22 protein-coding genes are annotated in these 24,700 nt (G+C 70.8%); 13 read left to right on the plus strand and 9 right to left on the minus strand.

Annotation, left to right across the window (positions count from 1 at the left end):
- Positions 1 to 30 precede the first annotated feature (30 nt).
- Positions 31 to 2,475 carry an endopeptidase La gene (gene lon / locus CP970_RS13930; RefSeq protein ID WP_055554955.1) on the minus strand — a complete coding sequence of 815 codons (2,445 nt, stop codon included), beginning with the start codon at positions 2,473 to 2,475 and terminating at the stop codon, positions 31 to 33.
- A 129-nt stretch (positions 2,476 to 2,604) separates the two neighbouring features.
- Between lon and CP970_RS45960 the strand changes: the two genes are divergently transcribed.
- Both CP970_RS45960 and CP970_RS13940 read left to right on the plus strand, forming a co-directional pair.
- Complete coding sequence (locus CP970_RS45960) at positions 2,605 to 3,534, plus strand: RNA polymerase sigma factor (RefSeq protein ID WP_191094912.1); 930 nt, start codon at positions 2,605 to 2,607, stop codon at positions 3,532 to 3,534.
- A complete protein-coding gene (locus tag CP970_RS13940) occupies positions 3,531 to 3,941 on the plus strand; it encodes a hypothetical protein (RefSeq protein ID WP_224058426.1) in 411 nt (136 codons plus the stop codon). The genes CP970_RS45960 and CP970_RS13940 overlap by 4 nt, the downstream gene beginning before the upstream one ends.
- On the opposite strand, the gene CP970_RS13945 is transcribed toward CP970_RS13940, so the two are convergent.
- Positions 3,899 to 4,780, minus strand: a complete 882-nt coding sequence (locus CP970_RS13945) for a rhomboid-like protein (RefSeq protein WP_224058428.1) — start codon at positions 4,778 to 4,780, stop codon at positions 3,899 to 3,901. The genes CP970_RS13940 and CP970_RS13945 overlap by 43 nt on opposite strands.
- A 327-nt stretch (positions 4,781 to 5,107) precedes the next feature.
- Between CP970_RS13945 and CP970_RS13950 the strand changes: the two genes are divergently transcribed.
- The 5 genes from CP970_RS13950 to CP970_RS13970 all read left to right on the plus strand — a co-directional run bounded on the left by CP970_RS13950 (position 5,108) and on the right by CP970_RS13970 (position 12,119).
- Entirely contained in the window at positions 5,108 to 5,785 is a 678-nt protein-coding gene (locus tag CP970_RS13950) for a spermidine synthase family protein (RefSeq protein WP_055555163.1), read from the plus strand.
- 66 nt (positions 5,786 to 5,851) lie between these two features.
- On the plus strand, positions 5,852 to 6,592 hold the full coding sequence (locus CP970_RS13955; RefSeq protein WP_055555160.1) for a response regulator transcription factor: 741 nt from the start codon (positions 5,852 to 5,854) through the stop codon (positions 6,590 to 6,592).
- 13 nt (positions 6,593 to 6,605) lie between these two features.
- Positions 6,606 to 7,685, plus strand: coding sequence for a HAMP domain-containing sensor histidine kinase (locus tag CP970_RS13960; RefSeq protein WP_055555158.1), 1,080 nt, complete (start codon positions 6,606 to 6,608; stop codon positions 7,683 to 7,685).
- Between the two features lie 276 nt (positions 7,686 to 7,961).
- Positions 7,962 to 11,798: a multifunctional oxoglutarate decarboxylase/oxoglutarate dehydrogenase thiamine pyrophosphate-binding subunit/dihydrolipoyllysine-residue succinyltransferase subunit gene (locus CP970_RS13965; protein WP_191094913.1), complete on the plus strand. Its 3,837-nt coding sequence runs from the start codon at positions 7,962 to 7,964 to the stop codon at positions 11,796 to 11,798.
- A gap of 138 nt (positions 11,799 to 11,936) precedes the next feature.
- On the plus strand, positions 11,937 to 12,119 hold the full coding sequence (locus tag CP970_RS13970; RefSeq protein ID WP_055509879.1) for a DUF6104 family protein: 183 nt from the start codon (positions 11,937 to 11,939) through the stop codon (positions 12,117 to 12,119).
- Here the strand turns inward: CP970_RS13970 and CP970_RS13975 are convergent, their stop codons facing one another.
- Positions 12,120 to 13,043 carry a TIGR03620 family F420-dependent LLM class oxidoreductase gene (locus CP970_RS13975; RefSeq protein ID WP_055556624.1) on the minus strand — a complete coding sequence of 308 codons (924 nt, stop codon included), beginning with the start codon at positions 13,041 to 13,043 and terminating at the stop codon, positions 12,120 to 12,122.
- A 116-nt stretch (positions 13,044 to 13,159) separates the two neighbouring features.
- Here CP970_RS13975 and CP970_RS13980 point away from each other — a divergent pair, with 116 nt between their 5' ends.
- The gene (locus CP970_RS13980; protein WP_150493340.1) at positions 13,160 to 13,756 is read left to right on the plus strand and encodes a TetR/AcrR family transcriptional regulator; all 597 of its coding nucleotides are present in this window, start codon (positions 13,160 to 13,162) and stop codon (positions 13,754 to 13,756) included.
- Positions 13,757 to 14,152: 396 nt separating this feature from the next.
- Here CP970_RS13980 and CP970_RS13985 read toward each other — a convergent pair whose 3' ends face one another.
- Positions 14,153 to 14,977, minus strand: a complete 825-nt coding sequence (locus CP970_RS13985) for a hypothetical protein (protein WP_055554434.1) — start codon at positions 14,975 to 14,977, stop codon at positions 14,153 to 14,155.
- Positions 14,978 to 15,145: 168 nt separating this feature from the next.
- Here CP970_RS13985 and CP970_RS13990 point away from each other — a divergent pair, with 168 nt between their 5' ends.
- Together CP970_RS13990 and CP970_RS13995 are read left to right on the plus strand one after the other, a co-directional pair.
- Complete coding sequence (locus CP970_RS13990; protein WP_055554436.1) at positions 15,146 to 16,057, plus strand: DUF4097 family beta strand repeat-containing protein; 912 nt, start codon at positions 15,146 to 15,148, stop codon at positions 16,055 to 16,057.
- Between the two features lies 1 nt (position 16,058).
- Positions 16,059 to 17,135, plus strand: coding sequence for a PadR family transcriptional regulator (locus tag CP970_RS13995; RefSeq protein ID WP_150493342.1), 1,077 nt, complete (start codon positions 16,059 to 16,061; stop codon positions 17,133 to 17,135).
- Positions 17,136 to 17,339: 204 nt separating this feature from the next.
- Here CP970_RS13995 and CP970_RS14000 read toward each other — a convergent pair whose 3' ends face one another.
- From CP970_RS14000 to CP970_RS14015, 4 genes are all read right to left on the minus strand, one after another.
- The gene (locus tag CP970_RS14000; protein ID WP_150493344.1) at positions 17,340 to 17,918 is read right to left on the minus strand and encodes a Clp protease N-terminal domain-containing protein; all 579 of its coding nucleotides are present in this window, start codon (positions 17,916 to 17,918) and stop codon (positions 17,340 to 17,342) included.
- Entirely contained in the window at positions 17,918 to 18,127 is a 210-nt protein-coding gene (locus tag CP970_RS14005; protein WP_150493346.1) for a helix-turn-helix domain-containing protein, read from the minus strand. Before CP970_RS14005 ends, CP970_RS14000 begins: the two co-directional genes overlap by 1 nt.
- 61 nt (positions 18,128 to 18,188) lie before the next feature.
- Positions 18,189 to 19,151: a zinc-binding dehydrogenase gene (locus CP970_RS14010; protein ID WP_150493348.1), complete on the minus strand. Its 963-nt coding sequence runs from the start codon at positions 19,149 to 19,151 to the stop codon at positions 18,189 to 18,191.
- Between the two features lie 187 nt (positions 19,152 to 19,338).
- Positions 19,339 to 20,562, minus strand: coding sequence for an NAD(P)-dependent malic enzyme (locus CP970_RS14015; RefSeq protein WP_055546695.1), 1,224 nt, complete (start codon positions 20,560 to 20,562; stop codon positions 19,339 to 19,341).
- Between the two features lie 493 nt (positions 20,563 to 21,055).
- On the opposite strand from CP970_RS14015, the gene CP970_RS14020 reads away from it, so the two are divergent.
- From CP970_RS14020 to CP970_RS14030, 3 genes are read left to right on the plus strand one after another with little or no spacing between them, the layout of a single operon-like run.
- On the plus strand, positions 21,056 to 22,012 hold the full coding sequence (locus tag CP970_RS14020) for an ABC transporter substrate-binding protein (protein ID WP_055546693.1): 957 nt from the start codon (positions 21,056 to 21,058) through the stop codon (positions 22,010 to 22,012).
- Between the two features lie 34 nt (positions 22,013 to 22,046).
- A complete protein-coding gene (locus CP970_RS14025; RefSeq protein WP_055546691.1) occupies positions 22,047 to 22,988 on the plus strand; it encodes an amino acid ABC transporter permease in 942 nt (313 codons plus the stop codon).
- A complete protein-coding gene (locus tag CP970_RS14030) occupies positions 22,988 to 23,749 on the plus strand; it encodes an amino acid ABC transporter ATP-binding protein (RefSeq protein ID WP_055546689.1) in 762 nt (253 codons plus the stop codon). The genes CP970_RS14025 and CP970_RS14030 overlap by 1 nt, the downstream gene beginning before the upstream one ends.
- Positions 23,750 to 23,858: 109 nt before the next feature.
- Here the strand turns inward: CP970_RS14030 and CP970_RS14035 are convergent, their stop codons facing one another.
- Positions 23,859 to 24,644: a class I SAM-dependent methyltransferase gene (locus CP970_RS14035; protein ID WP_055546687.1), complete on the minus strand. Its 786-nt coding sequence runs from the start codon at positions 24,642 to 24,644 to the stop codon at positions 23,859 to 23,861.
- Between the last annotated feature and the right edge of the window lie 56 nt (positions 24,645 to 24,700).

The raw sequence follows: 24,700 nt of genomic DNA on the forward strand, positions 1-24,700 counted from the left end.
ACCGGGGGCGGCCGCTTCCCTCCGCGTCGCCTACGCGGCGGCCGGGATCCTCACCTCGGCCTCCGTCAGGGCCAGTTCGAGCACCTGGCGGACATCCGTGACCGGGTGCACGTCGAGCTTCTCCAGGACCTCGGCGGGGACATCGTCGAGGTCCGCCTCGTTCCGCTTGGGGATGATCACCGTGGTGATCCCGGCGCGGTGCGCGGCCAGCAGCTTCTGCTTGACGCCGCCGATCGGCAGGACACGCCCGGTCAGCGAGATCTCACCGGTCATCGCCACGTCCGTGCGGACGAGCCGCCCGCTGAGCAGCGACGCGAGGGCGGTCGTCAGCGTGACGCCCGCGCTCGGCCCGTCCTTGGGCACCGCGCCCGCCGGGAAGTGGATGTGCACGCCCCGGTCCTTCAGGTCGCCGACCGGCAGCTCCAGTTCGGCGCCGTGCGAGCGCAGGAAGCTCAGCGCGATCTGCGCCGACTCCTTCATCACGTCGCCGAGCTGACCGGTGAGCGTGAGCCCCGACGCACCGGTCTCCGGGTCCGCGAGGGACGCCTCCACGAAGAGGACGTCGCCGCCCGCCCCGGTGACCGCGAGCCCGGTGGCCACGCCGGGCACCGCGGTGCGGCGCTCGGCCGGGTCCTGGGCGGACTCGGGTACGTGGTGCGGCCGCCCGATGAGCCCGCGCAGGTCCTCGTCCTTCACCGTGAACGGCAGCTCCCGCTCGCCGAGTTCGTGCTGGGCCGCGACCTTGCGCAGCAGCCGCGCGATGGACCGCTCCAGGTTGCGTACGCCCGCTTCGCGCGTGTACTCACCGGCGAGCTTGCGCAGCGCGCCCTCGTCGAGGACCACCTCGTCCTTGTCCAGGCCCGCCCGCTCCAGCTGGCGCGTGAGCAGGTGGTCGCGGGCGATGACGACCTTCTCGTCCTCGGTGTAGCCGTCGAGCCTGACCAGCTCCATGCGGTCGAGCAGAGCCTCGGGGATGGCCTCCAGGACATTCGCCGTGGCGAGGAAGACGACGTCGCTGAGGTCGAGTTCGACCTCCAGGTAGTGGTCGCGGAACGTGTGGTTCTGCGCCGGGTCGAGCACTTCGAGGAGGGCGGCGGCCGGGTCGCCCCGGAAGTCGGAGCCCACCTTGTCGATCTCGTCCAGGAGCACGACCGGGTTCATCGACCCGGCCTCCTTGATGGCCCGCACGATGCGCCCGGGCAGCGCCCCGACGTACGTACGGCGGTGGCCGCGGATCTCCGCCTCGTCGCGTACGCCGCCGAGCGCGACCCGCACGAACTTGCGGCCCATGGCGTGCGCCACGGACTCGCCGAGCGAGGTCTTGCCGACGCCGGGCGGGCCCACCAGGGCGAGCACCGCGCCGCCGCGGCGGCCGCCGACGACGCCGAGGCCGCGATCGGAGCGGCGCTTGCGCACCGCGAGGTACTCGGTGATGCGCTCCTTCACGTCCTGAAGCCCGGAGTGCTCGGCGTCGAGGATCTCCTGGGCGCCCTTGATGTCGTACTCGTCCTCGGTGCGCTCGTTCCAGGGCAGTTCCAGGACGGTGTCCAGCCAGGTCCTGATCCAGGAGCCCTCGGGCGACTGGTCGCTGGAGCGCTCCAGCTTGTCGACCTCCTTGAGGGCGGCCTCGCGGACCTTCTCGGGCAGGTCCGCGGCCTCGACGCGGGCGCGGTAGTCGTCGGACTCCTCACCCTCCTGCTCGCCGTTGATCTCGCGCAGTTCCTTGCGCACGGCGTCCAGCTGGCGACGGAGCAGGAACTCGCGCTGCTGCTTGTCCACGCCCTCCTGGACGTCCTTGGCGATGGTCTCGGCGACGTCCTGCTCGGCGAGGTGCTCGCGCAGCTGCGCGGTGGCGAGCTTGAGCCGGGCGACCGCGTCCTCGGTCTCCAGGAGTTCGATCTTCTGCTGCGTGGTCAGGAACGGCGAGTAGCCGGAGTTGTCGGCGAGCGCGGAGACGTCGTCGATCTGCGTGACGCGGTCGACGACCTGCCAGGCGCCGCGCTTCTTCAGCCAGCTGGTGGCGAGCGCCTTGTACTCCGTGACGAGTTCGGTGACGGCGCCGGGGGTGGGGCCTCCCCTGCTCGAACGGAGTTGAGAGCTTGGGGAAGGCTCGGGGACCGAGTCGTCGAGCCGCAGGCCCTCCACCCAGAGGGCCGCGCCGGGCCCCGTCGTACCCGCGCCGATGCGGACGCGGCCGCGGCCGCGGATGAGGGCGCCCGGGTCACCGTCCGAGAGCCTGCCCACCTGCTCGACGGTGCCGAGCACGCCGGTCGACGCGTACGTGCCGTCGATGCGCGGAACAAGCAGCACCTTCGGCTTGCTGTCGCCACTGGACCTCGCGGCCGCCTGGGCCGCCTCCACGGCGGCTCGTACGTCGGCGTCGGACAGGTCGAACGGCACCACCATGCCGGGCAGGACGACCTCGTCGTCCAGCGGAAGCACGGGCAGAGTGAGCGGTGTGGACGTCGAAGCCATGATCTCCCCTTCGGCACTCAAGTTGAGCTGTATCGACTCAATGCTTATGAGCTTCGGGATGTTCCCCGGGGCGTGTTCGCTCTGAGCGATCAGGAAACCGGTGAGCGGCGTACGCCCGATAGAGAGGGCGTGAGACTGTTCCGCCCCATGGGGGCCGCCCCGGACGACGACGGGGCGCTGCTGCGGTCCGTCGCCGACGAGGACGCGGATGCGCTGGCCGCGCTGTACGACCGGCACGCCGGCTGGCTGCACGCGCGGCTCGCACGGCGCTGCGGCGACCCCGACGTCGTACGCGAAGTACTGCAGGACACCTTCATGACCGTGTGGCGCTCGGCCGGTTCGCACCGGGGCCGCGAGGCGGGCGGCTGGCTGTGGGTGATCGCGGCGCGCACAGCCGAGGACGCCCGTGATCGCCACCGGCCCCCTGACGGAGACCGCCCCGTCCGCGGAGGAACACGTCGGGCTGGAGTACGCGGACGTGGCCCTGGCCCTCGCCCCGTTCGCGGCGGCGGCCTGCGCGGCGGCGCTCCTGGTGCACACCGGCGACGGCGTGTGGCGCCCCGATCCGGCGCGGCCGCCCTCGTCTGCGACGACGGCACCCCGCAGGTGAGCGCGGCGCTGACGGATCTGCGGACGAAGCTGCGCGGGGTGCCGGAGCGGCTGGTCGGCGGGCCCTCGCGGCAGGGGGAAGACAGTCGGTGGGAGCCCGGCCCCGGCGGTGGGCCCGGCACCACGGGGCGCCTCGCGGACCTGGAGCCCGCCGTCGTGCGCGACCGGCTCGTCGACCCCGCCTCGTACGCGAACGCGGTGGCCGGTGAGCTGCTGGCCGCGGACTGTCCGGCCCGCGCCACCGAGGGCGCGGACGCGGAGCGGGCGACCGCCGTCAACGACGCGGTGCTCCAGTGGCTCGCGCCGTCGCCGTCCTTCGCGTACTACGGGCCGCGAGCGGAGCGGCGGTTTCGGCGGATCGAGGCCCTGACGACAGCGGAGCGCACCGCGTACCTGACGGAGTACTTCGCTGCCGGTCCCTGCGCCCCGAAGGAGGTCCCGTCCCCGTGAATCTCCTCCTGAACCGTTCCGGCAGCCTCCTGCACGCCAGGGCGCGGACCCTGCCCCTCACCCTCGCGAGCCACGGCGGCACCGTCCGGGTCCCCGTCGTCGTGCTCGGCCCGCTCCTCGCCGCCTCGGCGATCGGCGTCGGGCTGCGGAACGTGCTCGGGGACGTGGGGCTCGTGGCCGGGGCCGCCGCGCTGATCGGGGCGCGGCTGAGCTGGCTACCGGTGCTGGCGTACGGCAGTGCGGTCTACCTCGCGGCGCCCGACCCCGGGGGTGCCGCCGCGCTCTGGGCCTGGCTGATGCAGCCGGGGCCGCAGGGCGCGTCGTGGGCGGTGGCCTGCGGCCTCTTCGTCTGCGGCGGTGCGCTCTACGTCCGGTGCGGGGCGCGGCCCGAAGGACCCCGGGACTGACGCCCGCGGCCGAGCAGCGGCCAGGTGGCCACGCCGATCAGGAGCGCCAGGAGGTGGCCCCAGTTCGTCATCGGGTCGGCGAACTCGATCAGGTCCTCGACCAGCATCAGGCCGAAGCCCGCCAGGACGGTCCAGCGCAGCCACGGCGCGAGCAGGCCCGCCAGCGCGCCGACGCTGGCCGCCACGCCGAAGCTGATGCCGTAGTCGAGGCGGTGCAGGGAGCTGTCGGGCAGGTGCCCCGCGAGGACCGAGAGGCCGACGGGGACCTCGGTGGCGAGCGTGGCGACGCCGTGCCCGAGCAGGAAGACGCCCGCGGTGCGCCAGGCGCCGATGCGGCGTTCCAGTGCGGTCAGGACGAGCAGGAAGCCGATCGCGTACGGCGAGGTGATGCCGCCCGCGATCCACAGGGCGCTGGCCACCAGGACCAGGCCGGGGGCGTGGGCGAGGTTGGTCACGTCCGTGCTGGAGCTCTGGAGCAGGGAGTCGACGAGGCTCGGGGCGGCGTACTCGGTGAGGAGGGACGTGGCCGCGAGGACCAGGGCGTAGACGAAGGTGAAGGGGGCACCCTTGGGGGTGGGGAGGAGGTGCCACGGGTGGAGGGGGTGGCGGAGGGGGGCGCTGGTCCGCTGCGGGGCTCCGGTCCGCTGCGGGGTTCCGGTCCGCTGCGGGGTTCCGATTCGCTGCGGGGTTCCGGTCCGCTGCTGGGTGCCAGTCCGCTGCCGGGTGCCAGTCCGCTGCTGGGTGCGCTCCGTCTGTTCAGGGGCGGGGCCGTCCCGGTATACCCGTCCTCGCCATCCTTGCGCCGGCGCCTCCGAGCTCGCCCCTGGAGCCTGCGCCACTGTGCTCCGGGCGGGAATACCGGTACGTCCCCTCCCGTTTCGAGCGCGACCGTCCGCCGGTGGGGGCTGCTGCGCGGGGATTCCGTTCAGGGGCGGCTCCGGGTCCTCCTGGGGTCCGGGCATGACCTCGGGGGACTTCACGCTGTGGTTCACGGGTGAGGCGCTCCTTCCGTCTTCGCCCACCCTTTGCCTCTTTTTCCGGCGTTGTCTATGACCGACGCCACGTGAGGGGCGATTCACAGCAACCTCTTGGGTTCATTTCGCGTTGCGGGGTGCGGCCGCATAACTCGCTTACGGCTCGCGGCAGTAGCTTCTACGCTGGCGCCCATGCACACCCACACCACCGCCCCCGTCGTCCTCGACCGGCGCGAGGGGCCGTACGGCGAAGTCGTACTGCGGCGCCACGGTGAGCTGCTGCAGATCATCGCCAACGGCTGCTTCCTGATGGACACCTCGAACGGACGTTCGGAGCGATTGCTCGTCGACGCGGCGCGCGACGCCCTCGACGACAGGCCCGCGCCCGATGTCCTGATCGGCGGACTCGGCGTCGGCTTCTCCCTCGCCCACGCCGCCGCGGATCCCCGCTGGGGGCGCATCGCCGTGGTCGAGCGCGAGCAGGCGATCATCGACTGGCACCGCGAAGGGCCCCTCGCCGAGCTCTCCGGCGCGGCACTCGCCGATTCCCGCACCGAGATCCTGCACACAGACCTGGTCGCCCACCTGGTCAGGACGCGGGACACGTACGACGCCCTCTGTCTCGACATCGACAACGGACCCGACTGGACCGTGACGGAGGACAACAACTCCCTTTACTCGCCTACCGGTCTGGCCTCCTGCAAAGCACGCCTCAACCCCGGCGGAGTACTCGCCGTCTGGTCCGCCCAGCCCTCGTCCGCTTTCGACGACGCTCTACGGAATGCCGGATTCTGTGGGGTACGCACCAAAGAGATCCCCGTTGCCCGAGGCGTCCCCGACGTGGTGCACCTCGGCGTAAGGGCTGCGTAGCCGAGGTGCCTTCGCGACCCGTACCCTGCTGACCGAACACAAGCGATCAGTGTCAGGGGCGGGGCGATGGAGCAGACACACACCTCCCACAACGGCGCTACGGCGGCGATGCCCGGCGCTCAGCGCCGGGTGCTGGTGGTCGAGGACGACCCGACGATCGTCGACGCCATCGCCGCCCGGCTGCGCGCCGAGGGTTTTGTCGTGCAAACGGCGGGCGACGGGCCCTCGGCGGTCGACACCGCCCAGGCGTGGCAGCCCGATCTGCTGATTCTCGACATCATGCTGCCGGGCTTCGACGGCCTGGAGGTGTGCCGCCGGGTGCAGGCCCAGCGGCCCGTCCCCGTCCTCATGCTCACCGCGCGTGATGACGAGACGGACATGCTGGTCGGGCTCGGCGTCGGCGCGGACGACTACATGACCAAGCCGTTCTCCATGCGGGAGCTGGCGGCGCGCGTGCACGTCCTGCTGCGCAGGGTCGAGCGGGCCGCGCTCGCCGCGACCACGCCCCGCAGCGGCATCCTGCGCCTGGGCGAGCTGGAGATCGACCACGCCCAGCGGCGAGTGCGGGTGCGCAGCGAGGACGTCCATCTGACGCCCACCGAGTTCGACCTGCTCGTCTGCCTGGCCAATACGCCGCGTGCGGTGCTCTCGCGCGAGCAGCTGCTCGCCGAGGTGTGGGACTGGGCCGACGCGTCGGGGACCCGCACCGTCGACAGCCACATCAAGGCGCTGCGCCGGAAGATCGGCGCGGAGCGGATCCGTACGGTGCACGGCGTCGGGTACGCCCTCGAGACGCCCACACCGTGAGGCGGGCCCTGCGATGAGCGGGCCCTTCGGAGGGCTGCAGCCGTTCTCCATCAAGACGAAGCTCGGCGCCCTGGTGGTCGTCTCGGTGTTCATCACCACCGGACTGCTCCTGGTCGCCATGAAGACCGAGACCGAGCTGCGCTTCATCACCGTCTTCTCGGTGATCGCCACACTGCTGATCACCCAGTTCGTGGCGCACAGCCTCACCGCGCCCCTTGACGAGATGAACGCGGTGGCCCGCGCCGTCTCGCACGGCGACTACACGCGCCGGGTGCGCGGCGCCGACCGGCGCGACGAGCTGGGCGACGTGGCCTCCACCATCAACCGCATGGCCGACGACCTGGAGGCCCAGGACCGGCAGCGCAAGGAACTCGTCGCCAACGTCTCGCACGAGCTGCGCACCCCCATCGCCGGGCTGCGCGCGGTCCTGGAGAACGTCGTCGACGGCGTCTCCGCCGCCGACCCGGAGACCATGCGCACCGCCCTGAAGCAGACGGAGCGCCTCGGCAGGCTCGTGGACACCCTCCTGGACCTGTCCCGCCTGGACAACGGCGTCGTCCCGCTCAAGGCCCGCCGCTTCGAGGTGTGGCCCTATCTGTCGGGCGTCCTGAAGGAGGCCAACATGGTCGCCTCCGCGCGCGGGGGCATCGCGTCGGGCTCCGGCAGCCATACGCGTACGGACGTCCATCTGCACCTCGACGTGTCGCCGCCCGAGCTGACCGCCCACGCGGACCAGGAGCGGCTGCACCAGGTCGTGGCGAACCTCATCGACAACGCCGTCAAGCACAGCCCGCCGCACGGCCGGGTGACGGTGCGGGCCCGGCGCGGTTTCTCTCCGGAGTCCCTGGACCTGGAGGTGCTCGACGAGGGCCCCGGAATCCCGGAGTCCGAGTGGCACCGCGTCTTCGAGCGCTTCAACCGCGGCAGCCACGCGGGCGCCCCCGCCCACGGCCAGGGCAACGACGGCGGCACGGGCCTCGGCCTCGCCATCGCCCGCTGGGCGGTCGATCTGCACGGCGGCCACATCGGAGTGGCCGAATCCCCTCGGGGCTGCCGGATCCAGGTCACTCTTCCGGGCCTGCCCGAAGTGTGAAGTTGACGTAGGGTTCGAGACGGAAGCGGACCGCGGGCGGATCTCAGCCCCGCCCGGGCGCCGCCGCCGCGCGTAGACGCCTCATCGGCGTACCCGCGCGGCCATCTGGCGTTGCAGAACCTCGCTTGTTTCCCGCCATTTACGGCCCTGAAACCCTCGTTCCGGTGTGACTTACGCGACGGATGACGGGCCCGGTCTGCACCTCGTGGCAATGGAGGCGTAGCCTTAATTCCCGCTGTCCATCACCTTGTGAAGCGGAAGAGGGCGGTTACCGCCGTGTCGTCACAGTCCCCCAGTAGTTCGAGCATCTCGACCGACCAAGACGGTCAGGGCAAGGACCCTGCTGCTGCCTTCGGTCCCAATGAGTGGCTCGTCGACGAGATCTATCAGCAGTACCTCCAGGACCCGAATTCGGTCGACCGAGCCTGGTGGGACTTCTTTGCCGACTACAAGCCAGGGGTGGGCGCTTCCGTAGCCGCCGCCCCGGCGAAGCCGGCGGGTGACGCGGCCGCGGGGGCTGCGCCCACCACCACTCCCGCCGCGCCCGCTGCCCCGGCGAAGTCCGCGGCTCCGGCCGCGCCCGCCGCGCCCGCGGCTCCGGCCACGAGCAGCTCGGCCGCTCCGAAGGCCACGCCCGCCGCGGCGAAGCCCGCGGCGGCAAGCAGCGCCGCAGGCGCCCCCGCCTCCAAGCCGGCGGCCGCTGCCGCCAAGGCAGCTGAGCCGGCCAAGCCCGCCGAGGCCCAGGGGCCCGAGTACGTGACGCTGCGTGGCCCTTCGGCCGCCGTCGCGAAGAACATGAACGCCTCGATCGAGGTCCCGACGGCGACGTCGGTCCGCGCGGTCCCGGTGAAGCTGCTCTTCGACAACCGCATCGTCATCAACAACCACCTCAAGCGCGCCCGCGGCGGGAAGATCTCCTTCACGCACCTCATCGGGTACGCGATGGTGCAGGCCATCAAGACCATGCCGTCGATGAACTACTCCTTCGTGGAGAAGGACGGCAAGCCGACCCTGGTCAAGCCGGAGCACATCAACTTCGGCCTCGCCATCGACCTGGTCAAGCCCAACGGCGACCGCCAGCTCGTGGTCGCGGGCATCAAGAAGGCCGAGACCCTGAACTTCTTCGAGTTCTGGCAGGCCTACGAGGACATCGTCCGGCGCGCCCGCGACGGCAAGCTCGGCATGGACGACTTCACCGGCGTCACGGTCTCGCTGACCAACCCCGGCGGCCTCGGCACCGTCCACTCGGTCCCGCGCCTGATGCCCGGACAGTCGGTCATCATGGGCGTCGGCGCCATGGACTACCCCGCGGAGTTCCAGGGCACCTCCCAGGACACCCTGAACAAGCTCGGCATCTCGAAGGTCATGACGCTCACGTCGACCTACGACCACCGGGTCATCCAGGGCGCCGCCTCCGGCGAGTTCCTGCGCATCGTCGCGAACCTCCTCCTCGGCGAGGGCGAGTTCTACGACGAGATCTTCAAGGCTCTCCGGATCCCCTACGAGCCGGTCCGCTGGCTCAAGGACATCGACGCCTCGCACGACGACGACGTCACGAAGGCCGCCCGCGTCTTCGAGCTGATCCACTCCTACCGCGTCCGCGGCCACGTCATGGCCGACACGGACCCGCTGGAGTACAAGCAGCGCAAGCACCCCGACCTGGACATCACCGAGCACGGCCTCACCCTGTGGGACCTGGAGCGGGAGTTCGCGGTCGGCGGCTTCGCCGGCAAGTCGATGATGAAGCTGCGCGACGTCCTCGGCGTCCTGCGCGACTCGTACTGCCGCACCACCGGCGTCGAGTTCATGCACATCCAGGACCCGAAGCAGCGCAAGTGGCTGCAGGACCGCATCGAGCGCCAGCACGCCACGAAGCCGGAGCGCGAGGAGCAGCTGCGCATCCTGCGCCGCCTGAACTCCGCGGAGGCCTTCGAGACCTTCCTGCAGACGAAGTACGTCGGCCAGAAGCGCTTCTCCCTGGAGGGCGGCGAGTCGGTCATCCCGCTGCTCGACGCCGTCATCGACAGCGCCGCCGAGTCGCGTCTGGACGAGGTCGTCATCGGCATGGCCCACCGCGGCCGCCTGAACGTCCTCGCCAACATCGTCGGCAAGTCGTACGCCCAGATCTTCCGCGAGTTCGAGGGCAACATGGACCCCAAGTCCATGCACGGCTCCGGCGACGTGAAGTACCACCTGGGCGCCGAGGGCACCTTCACCGGCCTGGACGGCGAGCAGATCAAGGTCTCCCTCGCGGCGAACCCGTCCCACCTGGAGACGGTCGACCCGATCATCGAGGGCATCGCCCGCGCCAAGCAGGACGTCATCAACAAGGGCGGCACGGACTTCACGGTCCTGCCCGTCGCCCTGCACGGTGACGCGGCCTTCGCGGGCCAGGGCGTGGTCGCCGAGACGCTGAACATGTCGCAGCTGCGCGGCTACCGCACCGGCGGCACGGTCCACATCGTCATCAACAACCAGGTCGGCTTCACCGCCGCCCCGGAGTCGTCGCGCTCCTCCATGTACGCCACGGACGTGGCCCGCATGATCGAGGCGCCGATCTTCCACGTGAACGGCGACGACCCCGAGGCCGTCGTCCGCGTTGCCCGTCTGGCCTTCGAGTTCCGCCAGGCGTTCAACAAGGACGTCGTCATCGACCTCATCTGCTACCGCCGCCGCGGTCACAACGAGTCGGACAACCCGGCGTTCACGCAGCCGCTGATGTACGACCTGATCGACAAGAAGCGCTCGGTGCGCAAGCTCTACACCGAGTCCCTCATCGGTCGCGGCGACATCACCCTGGAAGAGGCCGAGCAGGCGCTGCAGGACTTCCAGGGCCAGCTGGAGAAGGTCTTCACGGAGGTCCGCGAGGCCACCGCGCAGCCCGGCGAGGCCGAGGTGTCCGCGCCGGAGGCCGAGTTCCCGGTCAAGATCGACACCGCGATCTCCCGTGAGATCGTGAAGCGGATCGCCGAGTCCCAGGTCAACATCCCCGACCGGGTCACCGTCCACCCGCGCCTGCTGCCGCAGCTGCAGCGCCGCGCGACGATGGTCGAAGAGGGCACGATCGACTGGGGCATGGGCGAGACCCTCGCCATCGGCTCGCTGCTCCTGGAGGGCACCCCGGTCCGCCTGTCGGGCCAGGACTCGCGCCGCGGCACGTTCGGTCAGCGCCACGCGGTCCTCATCGACCGTGCGACGGGCGAGGACTTCACGCCGCTCCTGTACCTCTCCGAGGACCAGGCGCGTTACAACGTGTACGACTCGCTGCTCTCCGAGTACGCGGTGATGGGCTTCGAGTACGGCTACTCGCTGGCCCGCCCCGAGGCTCTGGTGATGTGGGAGGCGCAGTTCGGCGACTTCGTCAACGGCGCGCAGACGGTGGTGGACGAGTACATCTCGGCCGCCGAGCAGAAGTGGAACCAGCACTCCGGCGTCACGCTGCTGCTGCCCCACGGCTACGAGGGCCAGGGCCCGGACCACTCGTCCGCCCGCATCGAGCGGTTCCTCCAGCTGTGCGCGCAGAACAACATGACCGTCGCGATGCCGACGCTCCCTTCGAACTACTTCCACCTCCTGCGGTGGCAGGTGCACAACCCGCACCACAAGCCGCTGGTCGTCTTCACCCCGAAGTCGATGCTGCGCCTGAAGGCCGCCGCGTCGAAGACGGAGGAGTTCACCAGCGGTGGCTTCCGCCCGGTGATCGGCGACGCGACGGTCGACCCGGCCGCGGTGCGCAAGGTGGTGTTCTGCGCGGGCAAGCTCTACTACGACCTCGAGGCGGAGCGCACCAAGCGCGGCGCGACGGACACGGCCATCATCCGCATCGAGCGCCTGTACCCGCTGCCGGGTGCCGAGCTCCAGGCGGAGATCGCCAAGTTCCCGAACGCCGAGAAGTACCTGTGGGCGCAGGAGGAGCCGGCGAACCAGGGCGCGTGGCCCTTCATCGCCCTCAACCTCATCGACCACCTGGACCTGGCGGTCGGCGCCGACATCCCGCACGGCGAGCGCCTGCGCCGCATCTCGCGCCCGCACGGCTCGTCCCCCGCGGTCGGCTCGAAGAAGCGTCACGAGCAGGAGCAGGAGCAGCTCGTACGCGAGGTGTTCGAGGCCTAGGCCTCGACGGTTCTCCGTACGGTGGGCCCGGTCCCGAGCGCTTGTCGCCCGGGGCCGGGCCCACCGGCGTACACGGGGGAATCGGAACACTGCCTATGCTGGACGCCCCGAGCACATCGTCCGAACGCGGAGCCTGTTTTGTACTTCACCGACCGTGGCATCGAGGAACTGGAGAAGCGGCGCGGCCAGGAGGAGGTCACCTTCGAGTGGCTCGCCGAGCAGCTCCGCACCTTCGTGGACCTCAACCCGGACTTCGAGGTGCCGGTGGAGCGCCTGGCCACGTGGCTGGCGCGGCTGGACGACGAGGACGAGGACGAGTAGTCACCTGCCGAGCAGAGCGGGGGCCAGCTCGCGCCACTGCGGCAGCGGCAGTTCGGCCGGGTCCTCGGTGAGCACCTGTACGCAGACGTGGTCGGCGCCCGCGTCGAGATGCTCCCGCACGCGCGCGTGGAGCACGTCCACGTCTCCGTAGGCGACGATCGCGTCGACCAGACGGCGGCTCGGACGCCCTCCCGCCATGTCCTGGTCGCCGAATCCCAGGCGGCGCATGTTCGCCGCCTGATGGGGCGCTCTCGTGACGTAGCTCGCGACGTGCGCGACGGCCACCTCGCGGGCCCGGTCGACGTCCGTGCCGAGGACGACGGCCTGCTCGACGCCGAGGAACGCGTCGGGCCCCATCGCCTCGCGGGCCACTGCGGTGTGCTCGACGGGTACGAAGTACGGGTGGGCGCCCCAGGTCCGCTCGGCGGCGAGCCCCAGCATCTTCGGGCCGAGCGCGGCCAGGACACGGCGCGGTGCCGGGTCGGGGACCGGGCCCTGGGCCGGGGCCGCGTCCATGGAGTCCAGGTAGCGGCGCATCGTCGACAGCGCCTTCCCGCGCGCGGGGACCGGGTATCCGTCGACCTCGCTGACGGTGTCGTCGACCCGGTGGCCGCCGAGTCCGAGCAGGTAGCGCCCGGGGAAGGCCTCGCCGAGGGTGCGCTCCGCGGCGGCCATGGTGAGCGGGTCCCTGAAGGCGATGTTGGCGATGCCCGAAGCGACGACGACGCGACGGGTCGAGGACAGCAGCAGCCAGGCCTGTCCTACGGAGTCCCGGCCGAACGCCTCCCCGTACCAGAGCGCCCCGTACCCCAACTCCTCGATCTCCGCCGCCGCTTCACGCACCCGCCCCGCGGGCTGTCCCTCGAAGGCGAGCGTCCAGATCCCGGTCTCGCCGAGCCCGGTCCGTGCCAAGGCGTCACTCATCGCCCCTCCTTGCGCCACAGGCAATGCGGAGAACCTCTCCGCTTAACGAGTGAGACCATACGGAGAACCTCTCCGCCTGGCTAGCCCCCGGCGCGGGGGAACGGAAGGATGGCCCCATGACGACGGCCCACGAACGACAGCCGCGCGCCGATGCCCGACGCAATCGCGAGCGCATCGTCGCCGCCGCGCGCGAAGCGTTCGCCGAGTCGGGTCCTGACGCCTCCCTGAACGACATCGCCCGCAGGGCGGGGGTCGGCCCCGGCACGCTCTACCGGCACTTCCCGGTGCGGACGGCCCTGCTGACGGCGGTTCTGAAGGACCGCATCGACACGCTGTGCGGCCGCGCCGACGAACTCCTCGCGACGGACTCCCCCGACGACGCGCTCGCCGAGTGGCTGCACGTCCTGCTCACCCACGCCCGCGCCAACCAGGGCCTGGGCGGCGCCGCGATGCTCGAGGAACTCAGCAGGCCCGACGCCCTCGGCTTCGACTGCCACCAACGCATCCGGGACACCGCGGAGCGACTCCTGACCCGCTCCCAGCACAACGGCACGGCCCGCCCCGACCTCACCGCCACGGACCTGATCCAACTGGTGGTCGGCATAGCCCTCTCCACCACCCACCGCGCCACGGACCCGTCCCAGCCGGACCGCCTCCTCGCGCTGGTGCTCGACGCGGTGATGGGGCGGCGGGCGGAGGGGGCTGGGGCGTAGGGGGTCGGCGGTGGGCGTGAGGGGCCGCGCCGTCGGGAGGGGGCGAGCCTGGGGCTCCGTACCGCCGGGCGAGGGGGCCTGAGACCCCAGGCCACCGACCAAGGGCGGCCCGAGATCCCGCACCACCGGCCAAGAGCGGCCCGAGACGCCACGCCACCGGCCGAAGGCAGACCCAAGATCCCGCACCACCAGCCGAAGGCAGACCCGAGCCCCCACGCCACCGGCCGAAGGCAGACCCAAGATCCCGCACCACCAGCCGAAGGCAGACCCGAGCCCCCACGCCGTCGACCGGCGGCGCAGCCTGCCACCGGTACCAGGGCCGACCCCTGGGCCGGGACCACCAGGACCCGGACCAGCACCGGCACCGGCACCCGCACCCGCACCGGCGCCAGCCCCTCAATCGCGGGCGCGCAGCCTGTCGTACGCGAGGCCCAGCGCGCCCTGCACCAGGAGCAGCGCGGCCGCCGCCGCCCAGCCGCCGCTGCGTCGCCGCACCGCCCACGCGGCCAGCGGGAGTCCCGCCGCCACCTGTGCCGCGGCCAGCGCGCGGGCGCGCGGGCCGCGCACCCAGGGGCCCAGCGGGCCCTTCTCGACCACGTCGAACTCCGCCCGCACCGCGTCCCGCCAGCCGGACCACTCGACCTGGCGCGCACCCCGCTGCACCCGCGCGACCTCGCGCAGGCGGTCGGCCGGTTCGCCGGGGGTGAGGCCCGTGGGGAGCGTGAGTCCGGTGCGGGTGAGCACCGCGAGGAGGCCGAGCATCCTGGCGCGGGCGTCGGCCTCGCTGTCGGGGCGGGCGAGCGCCTCCAGGGACTGCATGTCGAGGACGGGGTCGAGGCCGAGGCGCGCGGCGAACGTCCGCATGGCCTCGTCCTCGCCGACGGGCGTCCCGTTGGCCAGCCACACGTAGCCGACCGTGCGCCGGAAGCCCGCGGCGAGGGTGTATCCGGAGCGGTCCGAGTCCCACCACAGGGCGAGGACCGGCCAGGTCGACCCGACGGCGAGCGCGGTGGCCCAGCCGGTGAGCACCCGGTCGACCGGCTCCTCGCCGTGCAGCCAGGGCTTGCCCTCGGGCACGAGCACGCTCCACCCGGGACCGGCGGGCGCGAGCAGCATCCGCTCGCGCAAGAGCTGGGCCACGGCATCGACGGTGTCGGGCTCGGCCCGGCAGAGCAGCAGCGCACCGGCGGATCTGGCGCGCTCGGAGACATCGGACGACATGGCCCCACGCTAGGACAGATCGGAATGAGGTGCATAAATGCCACAGCCGGGTGGCGGCCCTCTCTCGCCCGACCGCGTTTATGTCTTGACTTTCCGTATCCGCGATATATCGTGAGTATCAGAGACGCGATATGGCGCGTCGCGTCCGTTCCGCCAAGGAGGTCACCCATGTCCGAGTGGTCCGTCGCCGAGCCCCGGAAGCTCACGTTCGACGCCCCCGTGACGACACTCCACGTACGCGTCGTCAACGGCACGGTGAACGTCGTGGGCACGGACGAAGGTTCCGCCCGCCTGGAGGTCTCCGAGATCGAGGGCCCGCCCCTGACGGTGACCCACAAGGGCGGCGCCCTCACCGTCGCCTATGACGACCTGCCCTGGAAGGGCTTCCTGAAGTGGCTGGACCGCAAGGGCTGGCGCCGCAGCGCGGTGGTCTCGCTCGCCGTGCCCTCGGGGGCGCGCGTCGAGGTGGGCACGGTCGGCGCGGGCGCCATGGTCTCCGGCATCGAGGGCCGCACGGAGGTGCGCGGCGTCACGGGCCCGACGACCCTCGTGGGACTCTCGGGCCCGGCCCGCGCGGAGACGGTCTCGGGCAGCGTCGAGGCGCAGGACGTCACCGGCAGCCTGCGGTTCTCCTCCGTCTCCGGCGACCTCACCGTCGTGGAGGCGGCGGGTTCCTCCGTCCGGGCGGATTCGGTGAGCGGCTCGATGATCGTGGACCTGGACCCGGCGGGCGGCGCGACCGATGTCGCCCTGACGAGCGTCTCGGGCGAGATCGCGATCCGGCTGCCGCACCCGGCGGACGCGGAGGTGGAGGTGGACACCGCGAGCGGCTCGGTGTCGAACGCCTTCGAGGATCTGCGCGTGAGCGGCCAGTGGGGCGCGAAGAAGATCACCGGACGGCTCGGCAGCGGCCGGGGCAGGCTCAAGGCGACGACGGTCTCCGGCTCCATCGCGCTGCTGCGCAGGCCACCGATGGAGGAAGATCCTTACGACGAGGTCCCCCTGGAGATCCCCCCGGAGGACACCGCCGAGCCGACCGACGGCCCGACCGACGGCCCGACCGACAAGAAGGTGCTCTGAAATGCCCCCCGTGTTCGCCCACGGCCGCCTGCGCCTGTACCTGCTGAAGCTGCTCGACGAGGCGCCCCGCCATGGGTACGAGGTGATCCGTCTCCTCGAAGAGCGCTTCCAGGGCCTGTACGCGCCTTCGGCGGGCACGGTCTACCCGCGCCTGGCGAAGCTGGAGGCCGAGGGCCTGGTCACGCACACCACGGAGGGCGGCAGGAAGGTGTACTCGATCACGGACGCGGGCCGCGCCGAGCTGGCCGACCGCAGCGGCGAACTGGCCGACCTGGAGCTGGAGATCCGCGAGTCGGTCGCCGAGCTCGCCGCCGAGATCCGTGACGGCGTGCAGGGTGCGGCGGGCGAGCTGCGCCGTGAGATGCGGGCGGCCGCGGAGGAGGCCCGTGCTTCCGGTGCCTCCGGCGGCCGCAAGGGGCAGGGCCACGGCTACCCCGACCCGTCGGACTTCTTCGACTGGGCGTCCGGCGACAAGGAGGGCTGGCGCCAGGCGAAGGAGGAGTTCAAGCGCGCCAAGCAGGAGTGGAAGGAGCAGGCGCGACGGGCGAAGGACGAGAGCCGCCGGGCCCGCGAGGAGGCCCAGCGGGCGCGCCGCCAGGCCAAGGAGGCGCAGGAGCAGGCGCAGACACAGGCCCAGCAGGAGTTCGAGCGCATCGCCCGGCACGTCCAGGAGCAGGTGCAGGACCACTTCACCCGGGGCGACTGGCCGACGGGCGTACGGGAGGGCCTGACGGAACTGGCCAAGGAGTTCGGCGAGTTCGGGAAGGACTTCGGCAAGAGCTTCGGCCGCGGGGGGACGGAGCCGGGGACGAAGCCCGAACCGGCCGCCGAGGAACCGAAGTTCAGCAAGGGCGGCCCCGAGGGGCTGGCCGTGGACTACGCACCGGACTGGGCGAAGGAGGACCCGACCGACGACCCGGCCCGTGACCTCGACCGCCTCCTCGACCGCTTCCGCGACGACATCCGCGACGCGGCCAGGGACCACGGGGTGTCCCCCGACCAACTCAGCGATGCCCGCCGCCACTTGTCCACAGCGGCGGCACACATCGGAGCGACGCTGCGGTCACCGCGCCCCTGAGAGGGGGCGAGCCGAGAACCGGGATGGCGGGGGGACACCTCCCCCCGCCACCTACCACCTACCACCTACCAGCCGCCAACGGCGCCCAGCCCCCACAAGAGACTCCAGCCCTTCGGGTAGGAGCACGGGTGGAGCGGGCGGGTAAGGGGGCCGCCCGCAGGGCGGAAAAGCCACCGCCCCAGCACAGCGCAGCGCCGCGCAGCGTTACCCGGCCATCGCCTCCCCGCCCCCGCCCTGAAGAACCCTCCTGACCGACCCCTCCGTCACCCCGTGGTCCGCCAGGACATCGGCGATGGCGCCGCGGCCCAGGGTGAGCGCGAGGAGCAGGTGCTCGTCGCCGAGTTGGCGCCCCCGTTCACCGGTGACGATGCGCAGCGCCCGGACGAGTACGTCCTTGGCCTCGGGCGTGAAAGGGCGGTGGCCGGACCGCGCGACGCCAAGGAGGCCGCGCCGGGGGCGCGCGTCCGACAACGCCCCCGCGCCATGAGCCTGTTCGACCCGGGAGACGACTTCGCCGAGGTCGATGCCGAGACCCGCCAGGGCATCGACGTCCGCCCGGCTCATCCCGCCCCTGCGTCGTACCTCTTCGAGGGCGGCGGCGATCGAGTCCCGCCGCCCCTTCGCGCCGAGCGCGGCCAGGACGAAGGACGCCCGGCTGCCCTCGCGGTCGAGGAGCGAGAGGAGGAGATGGCCTTCCTCGACGCTGTCGTGCCCCGCCCGTTCGCAGTGGACGACCGCGCCCTTGACGACGTCCCTGGCGCTGCGCGTGAACCGTTCGAACATCACTGCCTCCCGTACTTCTTGTGCACGGCCTGCCTGCTCACTCCGAGCTCCGCGGCGATCTCCTGCCACGACCAGCCCCGCACGCGCGCACTGCGCACCTGCACGGCCTCCAACTGCTCCACCAGCTTCCGCAGCGCGGACACGGCTCGCAGCCCGATCCGTGGATCGCGATCACCCGCACGCTCGGCGAGGTCCGTTGCTTCGCTCATGCATGTCAACTTACATTGACAAGCACTCCGCGTCAACCAGAGTTGACATCAGGGCGGCCCCTCAGACCTCCAGCACGATCTTCCCGAACTGCCCGCCGGACTCCAGCCGTTCGAAGCCCTCCCGCGCCCGGTCGAGCGGCAGCACCTCGTCGATGACGGGACGCACGCCCGTGGCGGCGCAGAAGGCGAGCAGGTCCTCCAGCTCGTCCTTGGTGCCCATGGTCGAGCCGACGACCTTCAGTTCCAGGAAGAAGATCCGGGTGAGCTCGGCGTGCGAGGGCCTGTCGCCGCTCGTCGCCCCGGAGATCACCAGCGAGCCGCCCGGCTTCAGCGACTTGACCGAGTGGGACCAGGTCGCCGCGCCCACCGTCTCGATCACCGCGTCCACCCGCTGCGGCAGCCGCGCGCCCGGCTCGACGGCCTCGACGGCGCCGAGCTCAAGGGCCCGCTTCCGCTTGGCCTCGTCCCGGCTCGTGGCGAAGACCCGCAGGCCCGCGGCCTTGCCGAGGACGATCGCGGCCGTGGCGACGCCGCCGCCCGCGCCCTGCACGAGCACCGAATCCCCGGGGCGCACACCGGCGTTGGTGAAGAGCATCCGGTAGGCGGTGAGCCATGCGGTCGGCAGGCAGGCGGCCTCGGCGAAGGAGAGCTCCTTCGGCTTGGGCAGTACGTTCCAGGTGGGCACGGAAACCTGCTCGGCGAAGGTCCCCTGGTACTTCTCGGTCAGGATGGACCGGCCCTCGCGGGGCCCGACGCCGTATCCGGACTGGCCGATGACGGAGTGCAGGACGACCTCGTTGCCCTCCTCGTCGATGCCCGCGGCGTCGCAGCCGAGGATCATCGGCAGCTTGTCCTCGGCCAGGCCGACCCCGCGCAGCGACCACAGGTCGTGGTGGTTGAGGGAGGCGGCGCGGACGTTCACGGTCGACCAGCCGGGGCGCGCGCCGGGGGCTGGCCGCTCCCCCAACTCAAGTCCTTCGAGCGGCTGGTCACGGTCGATTCGGGCGGCATAGGCAGCGAACATGCCGCAGACGATAGGCAGGCCGGGCGGCCCGACGGAACCATGCGCCACTGTGACACGCGTCCCGCGCCCCGAGTCCGGCCTCCCGCGTCCCGCGTCCGCCCCGGAGGGCCCCACGGAAAACGCCCACCCGTTGTCCGGCTGAAAGCCGGAAACGGATGGGCGCCTGACGAACGGCGGAGCCGGGACGTCAGCGGCGAGCCACGCCCTCGGCGCGCGCCGCGGCCGCGACGGCCGCCGTGACGGCCGGGGCGACCCGCTCGTCGAACGGCGAGGGGATCACGTAGTCCGCCGAGAGCTCGTCACCGACGACGCCCGCGAGGGCGTCGGCGGCGGCGATCTTCATGCCCTCGGTGATCCGCGATGCCCTGACCTGCAGCGCACCGGCGAAGATGCCGGGGAAGGCGAGGACGTTGTTGATCTGGTTCGGGTAGTCCGAGCGGCCGGTCGCCACCACGGCCGCGTACTTGTGCGCGACGTCCGGGTGGACCTCTGGGTTCGGGTTGGCCATGGCGAACACGAAGGAGTCGGGCGCCATGGAGGCCACCGCGGGCTCCGGGACGGTGCCGCCCGAGACGCCGATGAACACGTCGGCACCGGCGAGCGCGGCCTCGAGCGAGCCGCTCAGACCGGCCTTGTTGGTGAGCTCCGCGAGCTCCCGCTTGACCGGCGTCAGGTCGTCCCTGTCCCGGCTCACGATGCCCTTGCGGTCGGCCACGGCCACGTCCCCGAGTCCCGCTTCGAGCAGGAACTTGGCGATGGCCACACCGGCCGCGCCCGCACCGGAGATCACGGCGCGCAGGTCGCCGAGCGTGCGCCCGGTGAGCTTGGCCGCGTTCCGCAGGGCGGCGAGCGTCACGACGGCCGTGCCGTGCTGGTCGTCGTGGAAGACGGGAATGTCGAGCCGCTCCTGGAGCTTGCGCTCGATCTCGAAGCAGCGCGGGGCCGAGATGTCCTCGAGGTTCACGCCGCCGAAGGACGGGGCGAGCCGCACCACGGTCTCGACGATCTCGTCCGCGTCCGTGGTCGCGAGCGCGATCGGCACCGCGTCCACGCCGCCGAACTGCTTGAAGAGAATGGCCTTGCCCTCCATCACGGGGAGGGAGGCCTCGGCGCCGATGTCGCCGAGACCGAGCACCGCGGTCCCGTCGGTCACCACGGCGACGACATTGGATTTCCATGTGTAGTCGTGCACGAGCTCCGGCTGCTCGGCGATGGCGCTGCACACCTTCGCGACGCCGGGTGTGTACGCGAGGGACAGGTCGTCCTTGTCGCGGACCGGCACGGTGGCCTGCACGGCCATCTTGCCGCCACGATGCAGCGCGAATGCCGGATCGAAGGGCTCATCTGCACCCGCAGGGCCCACGTGATCCGTATCGCTGTCGCTGCGAGGATTGACGATCTCCGCTGCCACTTGTCTGACCCCTTAAGTCTTATTCATCAGTTGAGGGTGTCCACTCCTGGTTGAGAAGTGGGCGGGCACCGCGTCCGTTCCCCGCCTGTCGGCGGGGGGAGGTACGAACACGCGGGCGCGCCGCACACGCGCCCTGAGCCCCGGATGAGGGGTGTAACCGTCTTTTCTACCGGATAGGTCCGACCGCCGACGAGCTGTATTTGTTTCGACCCTAGGTCATTTGACCGATTTTACCGAAAAGTGCATTTGCATTGTCCGCATCGCGAGATAGATCGTCTTTCACTTGGTTAACGGCGATTCGCTCCCGTACCGATAAGCCCTTGCTGTACCGGGCTGTTCCCATTCGAGGCCCTCCCGTTATCCGATTTTGACATCTCAGGCACCCAGAATCGGACGGTCCGAATGGCAAGATGCCGTCATCACACGAGGTCGCGACACCCGAAGGTGTGTGCCCGACCCATCGGCAACTCCCTCATCCGCCGGAGGACCCACCATGACCGCAAGCTCCCTTTGTCGTAAGACCGCAGCGAAGTCCGCGAAGTCCCGGATCGTCGCGGTCGGCGCGCTCGCGGTCGCCGGCACGCTGCTGCTGTCCGGCTGCGGCGACCAGACCAAGGACAAGGGGTCCGACTCGGTCAGCAACGCCCCGCTCGCCGACAAGCTCCCCAAGGACATCCGCGACAAGGGCGTCATCAAGGTCGGGTCGGACATCGCCTACCCGCCGGTCGAGTTCAAGGACAAGTCAGGCAACACCGTCGGCATCGACCCGGACCTGGGCGAAGCGCTCGGCAAGCAGCTCGGCGTGGACTTCGAGTTCGAGAACGGCACCTTCGACACCCTCCTCGGCGGCCTGCGCTCCAAGCGCTACCAGATCGCCATGTCGGCCATGACGGACACCAAGAACCGTCAGGAGGGCGTCGACGAGGACACCGGCAAGAAGGTCGGCACCGGCGTCGACTTCGTCGACTACTTCACGGCGGGCGTCTCGATCTACACCAAGAAGGGCGAGGACCAGGGGATCAAGACCTGGGCCGACCTCTGCGGCAAGAAGATCGTCGTCCAGCGCGGCACCGTCTCGCACGACCTGGCCAAGGCCGAGTCGAAGAAGTGCGGGGGCGGCAAGAAGATCGCCATCGAGCAGTTCGACAACGACCAGCAGGCCCAGACCCGACTGCGCTCCGGCGGCGCGGACGCGGGTTCCTCCGACTTCCCCGTGGCCGCGTACGCGGTGAAGACCTCGGGCGGCGGCAAGGACTTCCAGCTGGTCGGCGAGCAGGTCCAGGCCGCCCCGTACGGCATCGCGGTCTCCAAGAAGAACCCGGAGCTGCGCGACGCGATCAAGGCCGCGCTCGACGCGATCATCAAGAACGGCGAGTACGAGAAGATCATCAAGAAGTGGGGCGTCGAGGCCGGCGCGGTCAAGGAAGCCAAGGTCAACGGCGGCAAGTGACCGCGTCCCTCCTAGTCGCTGAAAGGCCACTCCCGTGACCACCGACATCTCCAAGAAGGGCCCCGAGGACGACGTCCCGAAGGCGCGCCCCGCGGAGGCCATCAAGGCCATCCCGGTCCGCCACTTCGGCCGCTACGTCGCCGCGGTCCTCGCGATCGGCGTCCTCGCCGCCATCGTCTACGCCTTCTCGCAGGGCGACATCAACTGGGGCGCGATCCCCGACAACTTCTTCGACGAGCGCATCCTCAAGGGTGTCCGCGAGACGTTGATCCTGACGTTCCTCTCGATGCTCATCGGCGTCGTCGGCGGCGTCATCCTGTCGGTGATGCGCCTGTCGAAGAACCCGGTGACCTCGTCGATCGCCTGGTTCTACATCTGGTTCTTCCGCGGTACGCCGGTCCTGGTCCAGCTCTTCGTCTGGTTCAACCTCGGCTTCGTCTTCGACTACGTGAACCTCGGTCCGATCTACAAGGACGAGTGGTCGGACTTCATGACGCCGTTCCTGACGGCGCTGCTCGGCCTCGGCCTCAACGAGGCCGCGTACATGGCGGAGATCTGCCGCGCCGGTCTGCTCTCGGTCGACGAGGGCCAGACCGAGGCGTCGCACGCGCTCGGCATGAGCCACGGCAAGACGCTGCGCCGCGTGGTGCTCCCGCAGGCGATGCGCGTGGTCGTGCCGCCGACGGGCAACGAGTTCATCAACATGCTGAAGACGACCTCGCTGGTCGCGGCCGTCCAGTACTACGAACTCCTCAAGTACGCCCAGGACATCGGCACCTCGTCGGGCGCGACGGTGGAGACGCTGCTGCTCGCCGCCTGCTGGTACCTGATCATGACGTCGATCCTCAGCGTCGGTCAGTACTACCTGGAGCGCTACTACGCGCGCGGCTCGTCCCGCACCCTGCCGGCCACCCCGTTCCAGAAGATCAAGGCCAACATGTTGTCGCTGAGCAACCGCGGCGGAGGGGTGAGCTGATGACCGCCATGGTGAAGTCCGAGGGCGTCCACAAGTCCTTCGGCAACGTAGAGGTCCTCAAGGGCATCGACCTCCAGGTCGAGCAGGGCGAGGTGTTCTGCCTCATCGGCCCTTCCGGCTCCGGCAAGTCGACGTTCCTGCGCTGCATCAACCACCTGGAGAAGATCAACGCGGGCCGTCTCTACGTCGACGGCGAGCTGGTCGGCTACCGGCAGAAGGGGGACAAGCTGTACGAGCTCAAGGACAGCGAAGTCGCCCTGAAGCGCCGGGACATCGGCATGGTCTTCCAGCGCTTCAACCTCTTCCCGCACATGACCGCCATCGAGAACGTCATGGAGGCGCCGGTCCAGGTCAAGGGCGTCCCCAAAGCGCAGGCGCGGGAGCGCGCCGGGCAGCTGCTCGAACGGGTCGGCCTCGCCGACAAGGCGGGCAACTACCCCTCGCAGCTCTCCGGCGGCCAGCAGCAGCGCGTGGCGATCGCCCGCGCGCTCGCGATGGACCCGAAGCTGATGCTCTTCGACGAGCCGACGTCGGCACTCGACCCCGAGCTGGTCGGCGACGTACTCGACGTGATGCGTGACCTCGCGGAATCCGGCATGACGATGATCGTCGTCACGCACGAGATGGGTTTCGCCCGCGAGGTCGGCGACAGTCTCGTCTTCATGGACGAGGGAGTGGTGGTCGAGTCGGGCCACCCGCGTGACGTCCTGACGAACCCGCAGCACGAGCGGACGCAGTCGTTCCTGTCGAAGGTTCTCTAGCCCCGTAAGGGGCGCGGGGAACTGCGCGAGCAACCACGACGCGCCCGCACTCGAAGAACTACGCGAAGGGGCGGTACGGATCCAGATCCGTACCGCCCCTTCAGCACTGCTACTTCAGGCCCAGCACCAGCGAGTCGGACGGCGAGGCCCACACGACACGGGCCTCGGAGAAGCCCCCGTCGCGGAGGGACTGAGCGTGCCACTCGGCCGAAGGCATGTCCCCGTCCGCGTGCTCCCCGTAGATCTCGAACCGCTTGGCGGTGGGCGCCGCGAGGGCCGGATCCGCGGCGGCGAGCTGCCACCACTCCTTCCAGTCGAGGACGCCCTCGGCCTTGGCCCGGTCCATCCGCCGGTGGCGCAACGCCCGCTCCGCCGCGTTGATGCCCGGCGTCGCCGGATCAGGCATGTGATCCGCGTTCATGAAGACACCGCCCTCGCGGACGAGCCCGGCGACCTGCCCGTAGAGCGTGGCGAGCGGTTCGCTGTAGAGCCAGTGCAGCGCCGTCGCCGTGAGTACCGCGTCGTACGAGTCGTACGGCAGCGCGGCGGTCCACTCGGGGTCCTTCAGGTCCGCGGTGACGAAGGTGACCCGGTCGTCCCCGGCGAAGGTGCCCTCGGCGATGGTGAGCAGCGCCGGGTCCAGGTCGACGCCGACACTGGTGGCGTCCGGGAACCTCTGGAGCAGCCGGTCCGTAATACTTCCCGTACCGCACGCCAGGTCGAGCACGCGCGGCGCGGGGCCGACGACGGCCTCGACCATGTCGAGCATGATCTGGAACCGCTCCTCACGGTCGGGCAGATACCACTGCTGCTGCCGGTCCCAACTGTCCTGCCAGGCGCCCCAGTTGGTCCCCGCCTCGGCGCCGGTCTCAGTTCCGGTCCCCGTTCCAGCCATCAGAACCCCTCCGCTTCGTAATACCCTGGTACCGCCATCGGTCATTACCGGCCGAC

This window comes from Streptomyces kanamyceticus (assembly GCF_008704495.1).
Lineage (GTDB): Bacteria > Actinomycetota > Actinomycetes > Streptomycetales > Streptomycetaceae > Streptomyces > Streptomyces kanamyceticus.

Coding starts and splice junctions, on each gene's coding strand:
- lon (WP_055554955.1), bottom strand. CDS start 2,475: ATGGCTTCGACGTCCACACCGCTCACTCTGCCCGTGCTTCCGCTGGAC.
- CP970_RS13950 (WP_055555163.1), top strand. CDS start 5,108: ATGCACACCCACACCACCGCCCCCGTCGTCCTCGACCGGCGCGAGGGG.
- CP970_RS13955 (WP_055555160.1), top strand. CDS start 5,852: ATGGAGCAGACACACACCTCCCACAACGGCGCTACGGCGGCGATGCCC.
- CP970_RS13960 (WP_055555158.1), top strand. CDS start 6,606: ATGAGCGGGCCCTTCGGAGGGCTGCAGCCGTTCTCCATCAAGACGAAG.
- CP970_RS13975 (WP_055556624.1), bottom strand. CDS start 13,043: ATGAGTGACGCCTTGGCACGGACCGGGCTCGGCGAGACCGGGATCTGG.
- CP970_RS13980 (WP_150493340.1), top strand. CDS start 13,160: ATGACGACGGCCCACGAACGACAGCCGCGCGCCGATGCCCGACGCAAT.
- CP970_RS13985 (WP_055554434.1), bottom strand. CDS start 14,977: ATGTCGTCCGATGTCTCCGAGCGCGCCAGATCCGCCGGTGCGCTGCTG.
- CP970_RS13990 (WP_055554436.1), top strand. CDS start 15,146: ATGTCCGAGTGGTCCGTCGCCGAGCCCCGGAAGCTCACGTTCGACGCC.
- CP970_RS13995 (WP_150493342.1), top strand. CDS start 16,059: ATGCCCCCCGTGTTCGCCCACGGCCGCCTGCGCCTGTACCTGCTGAAG.
- CP970_RS14000 (WP_150493344.1), bottom strand. CDS start 17,918: ATGTTCGAACGGTTCACGCGCAGCGCCAGGGACGTCGTCAAGGGCGCG.
- CP970_RS14005 (WP_150493346.1), bottom strand. CDS start 18,127: ATGAGCGAAGCAACGGACCTCGCCGAGCGTGCGGGTGATCGCGATCCA.
- CP970_RS14010 (WP_150493348.1), bottom strand. CDS start 19,151: ATGTTCGCTGCCTATGCCGCCCGAATCGACCGTGACCAGCCGCTCGAA.
- CP970_RS14020 (WP_055546693.1), top strand. CDS start 21,056: ATGACCGCAAGCTCCCTTTGTCGTAAGACCGCAGCGAAGTCCGCGAAG.
- CP970_RS14030 (WP_055546689.1), top strand. CDS start 22,988: ATGACCGCCATGGTGAAGTCCGAGGGCGTCCACAAGTCCTTCGGCAAC.
- CP970_RS14035 (WP_055546687.1), bottom strand. CDS start 24,644: ATGGCTGGAACGGGGACCGGAACTGAGACCGGCGCCGAGGCGGGGACC.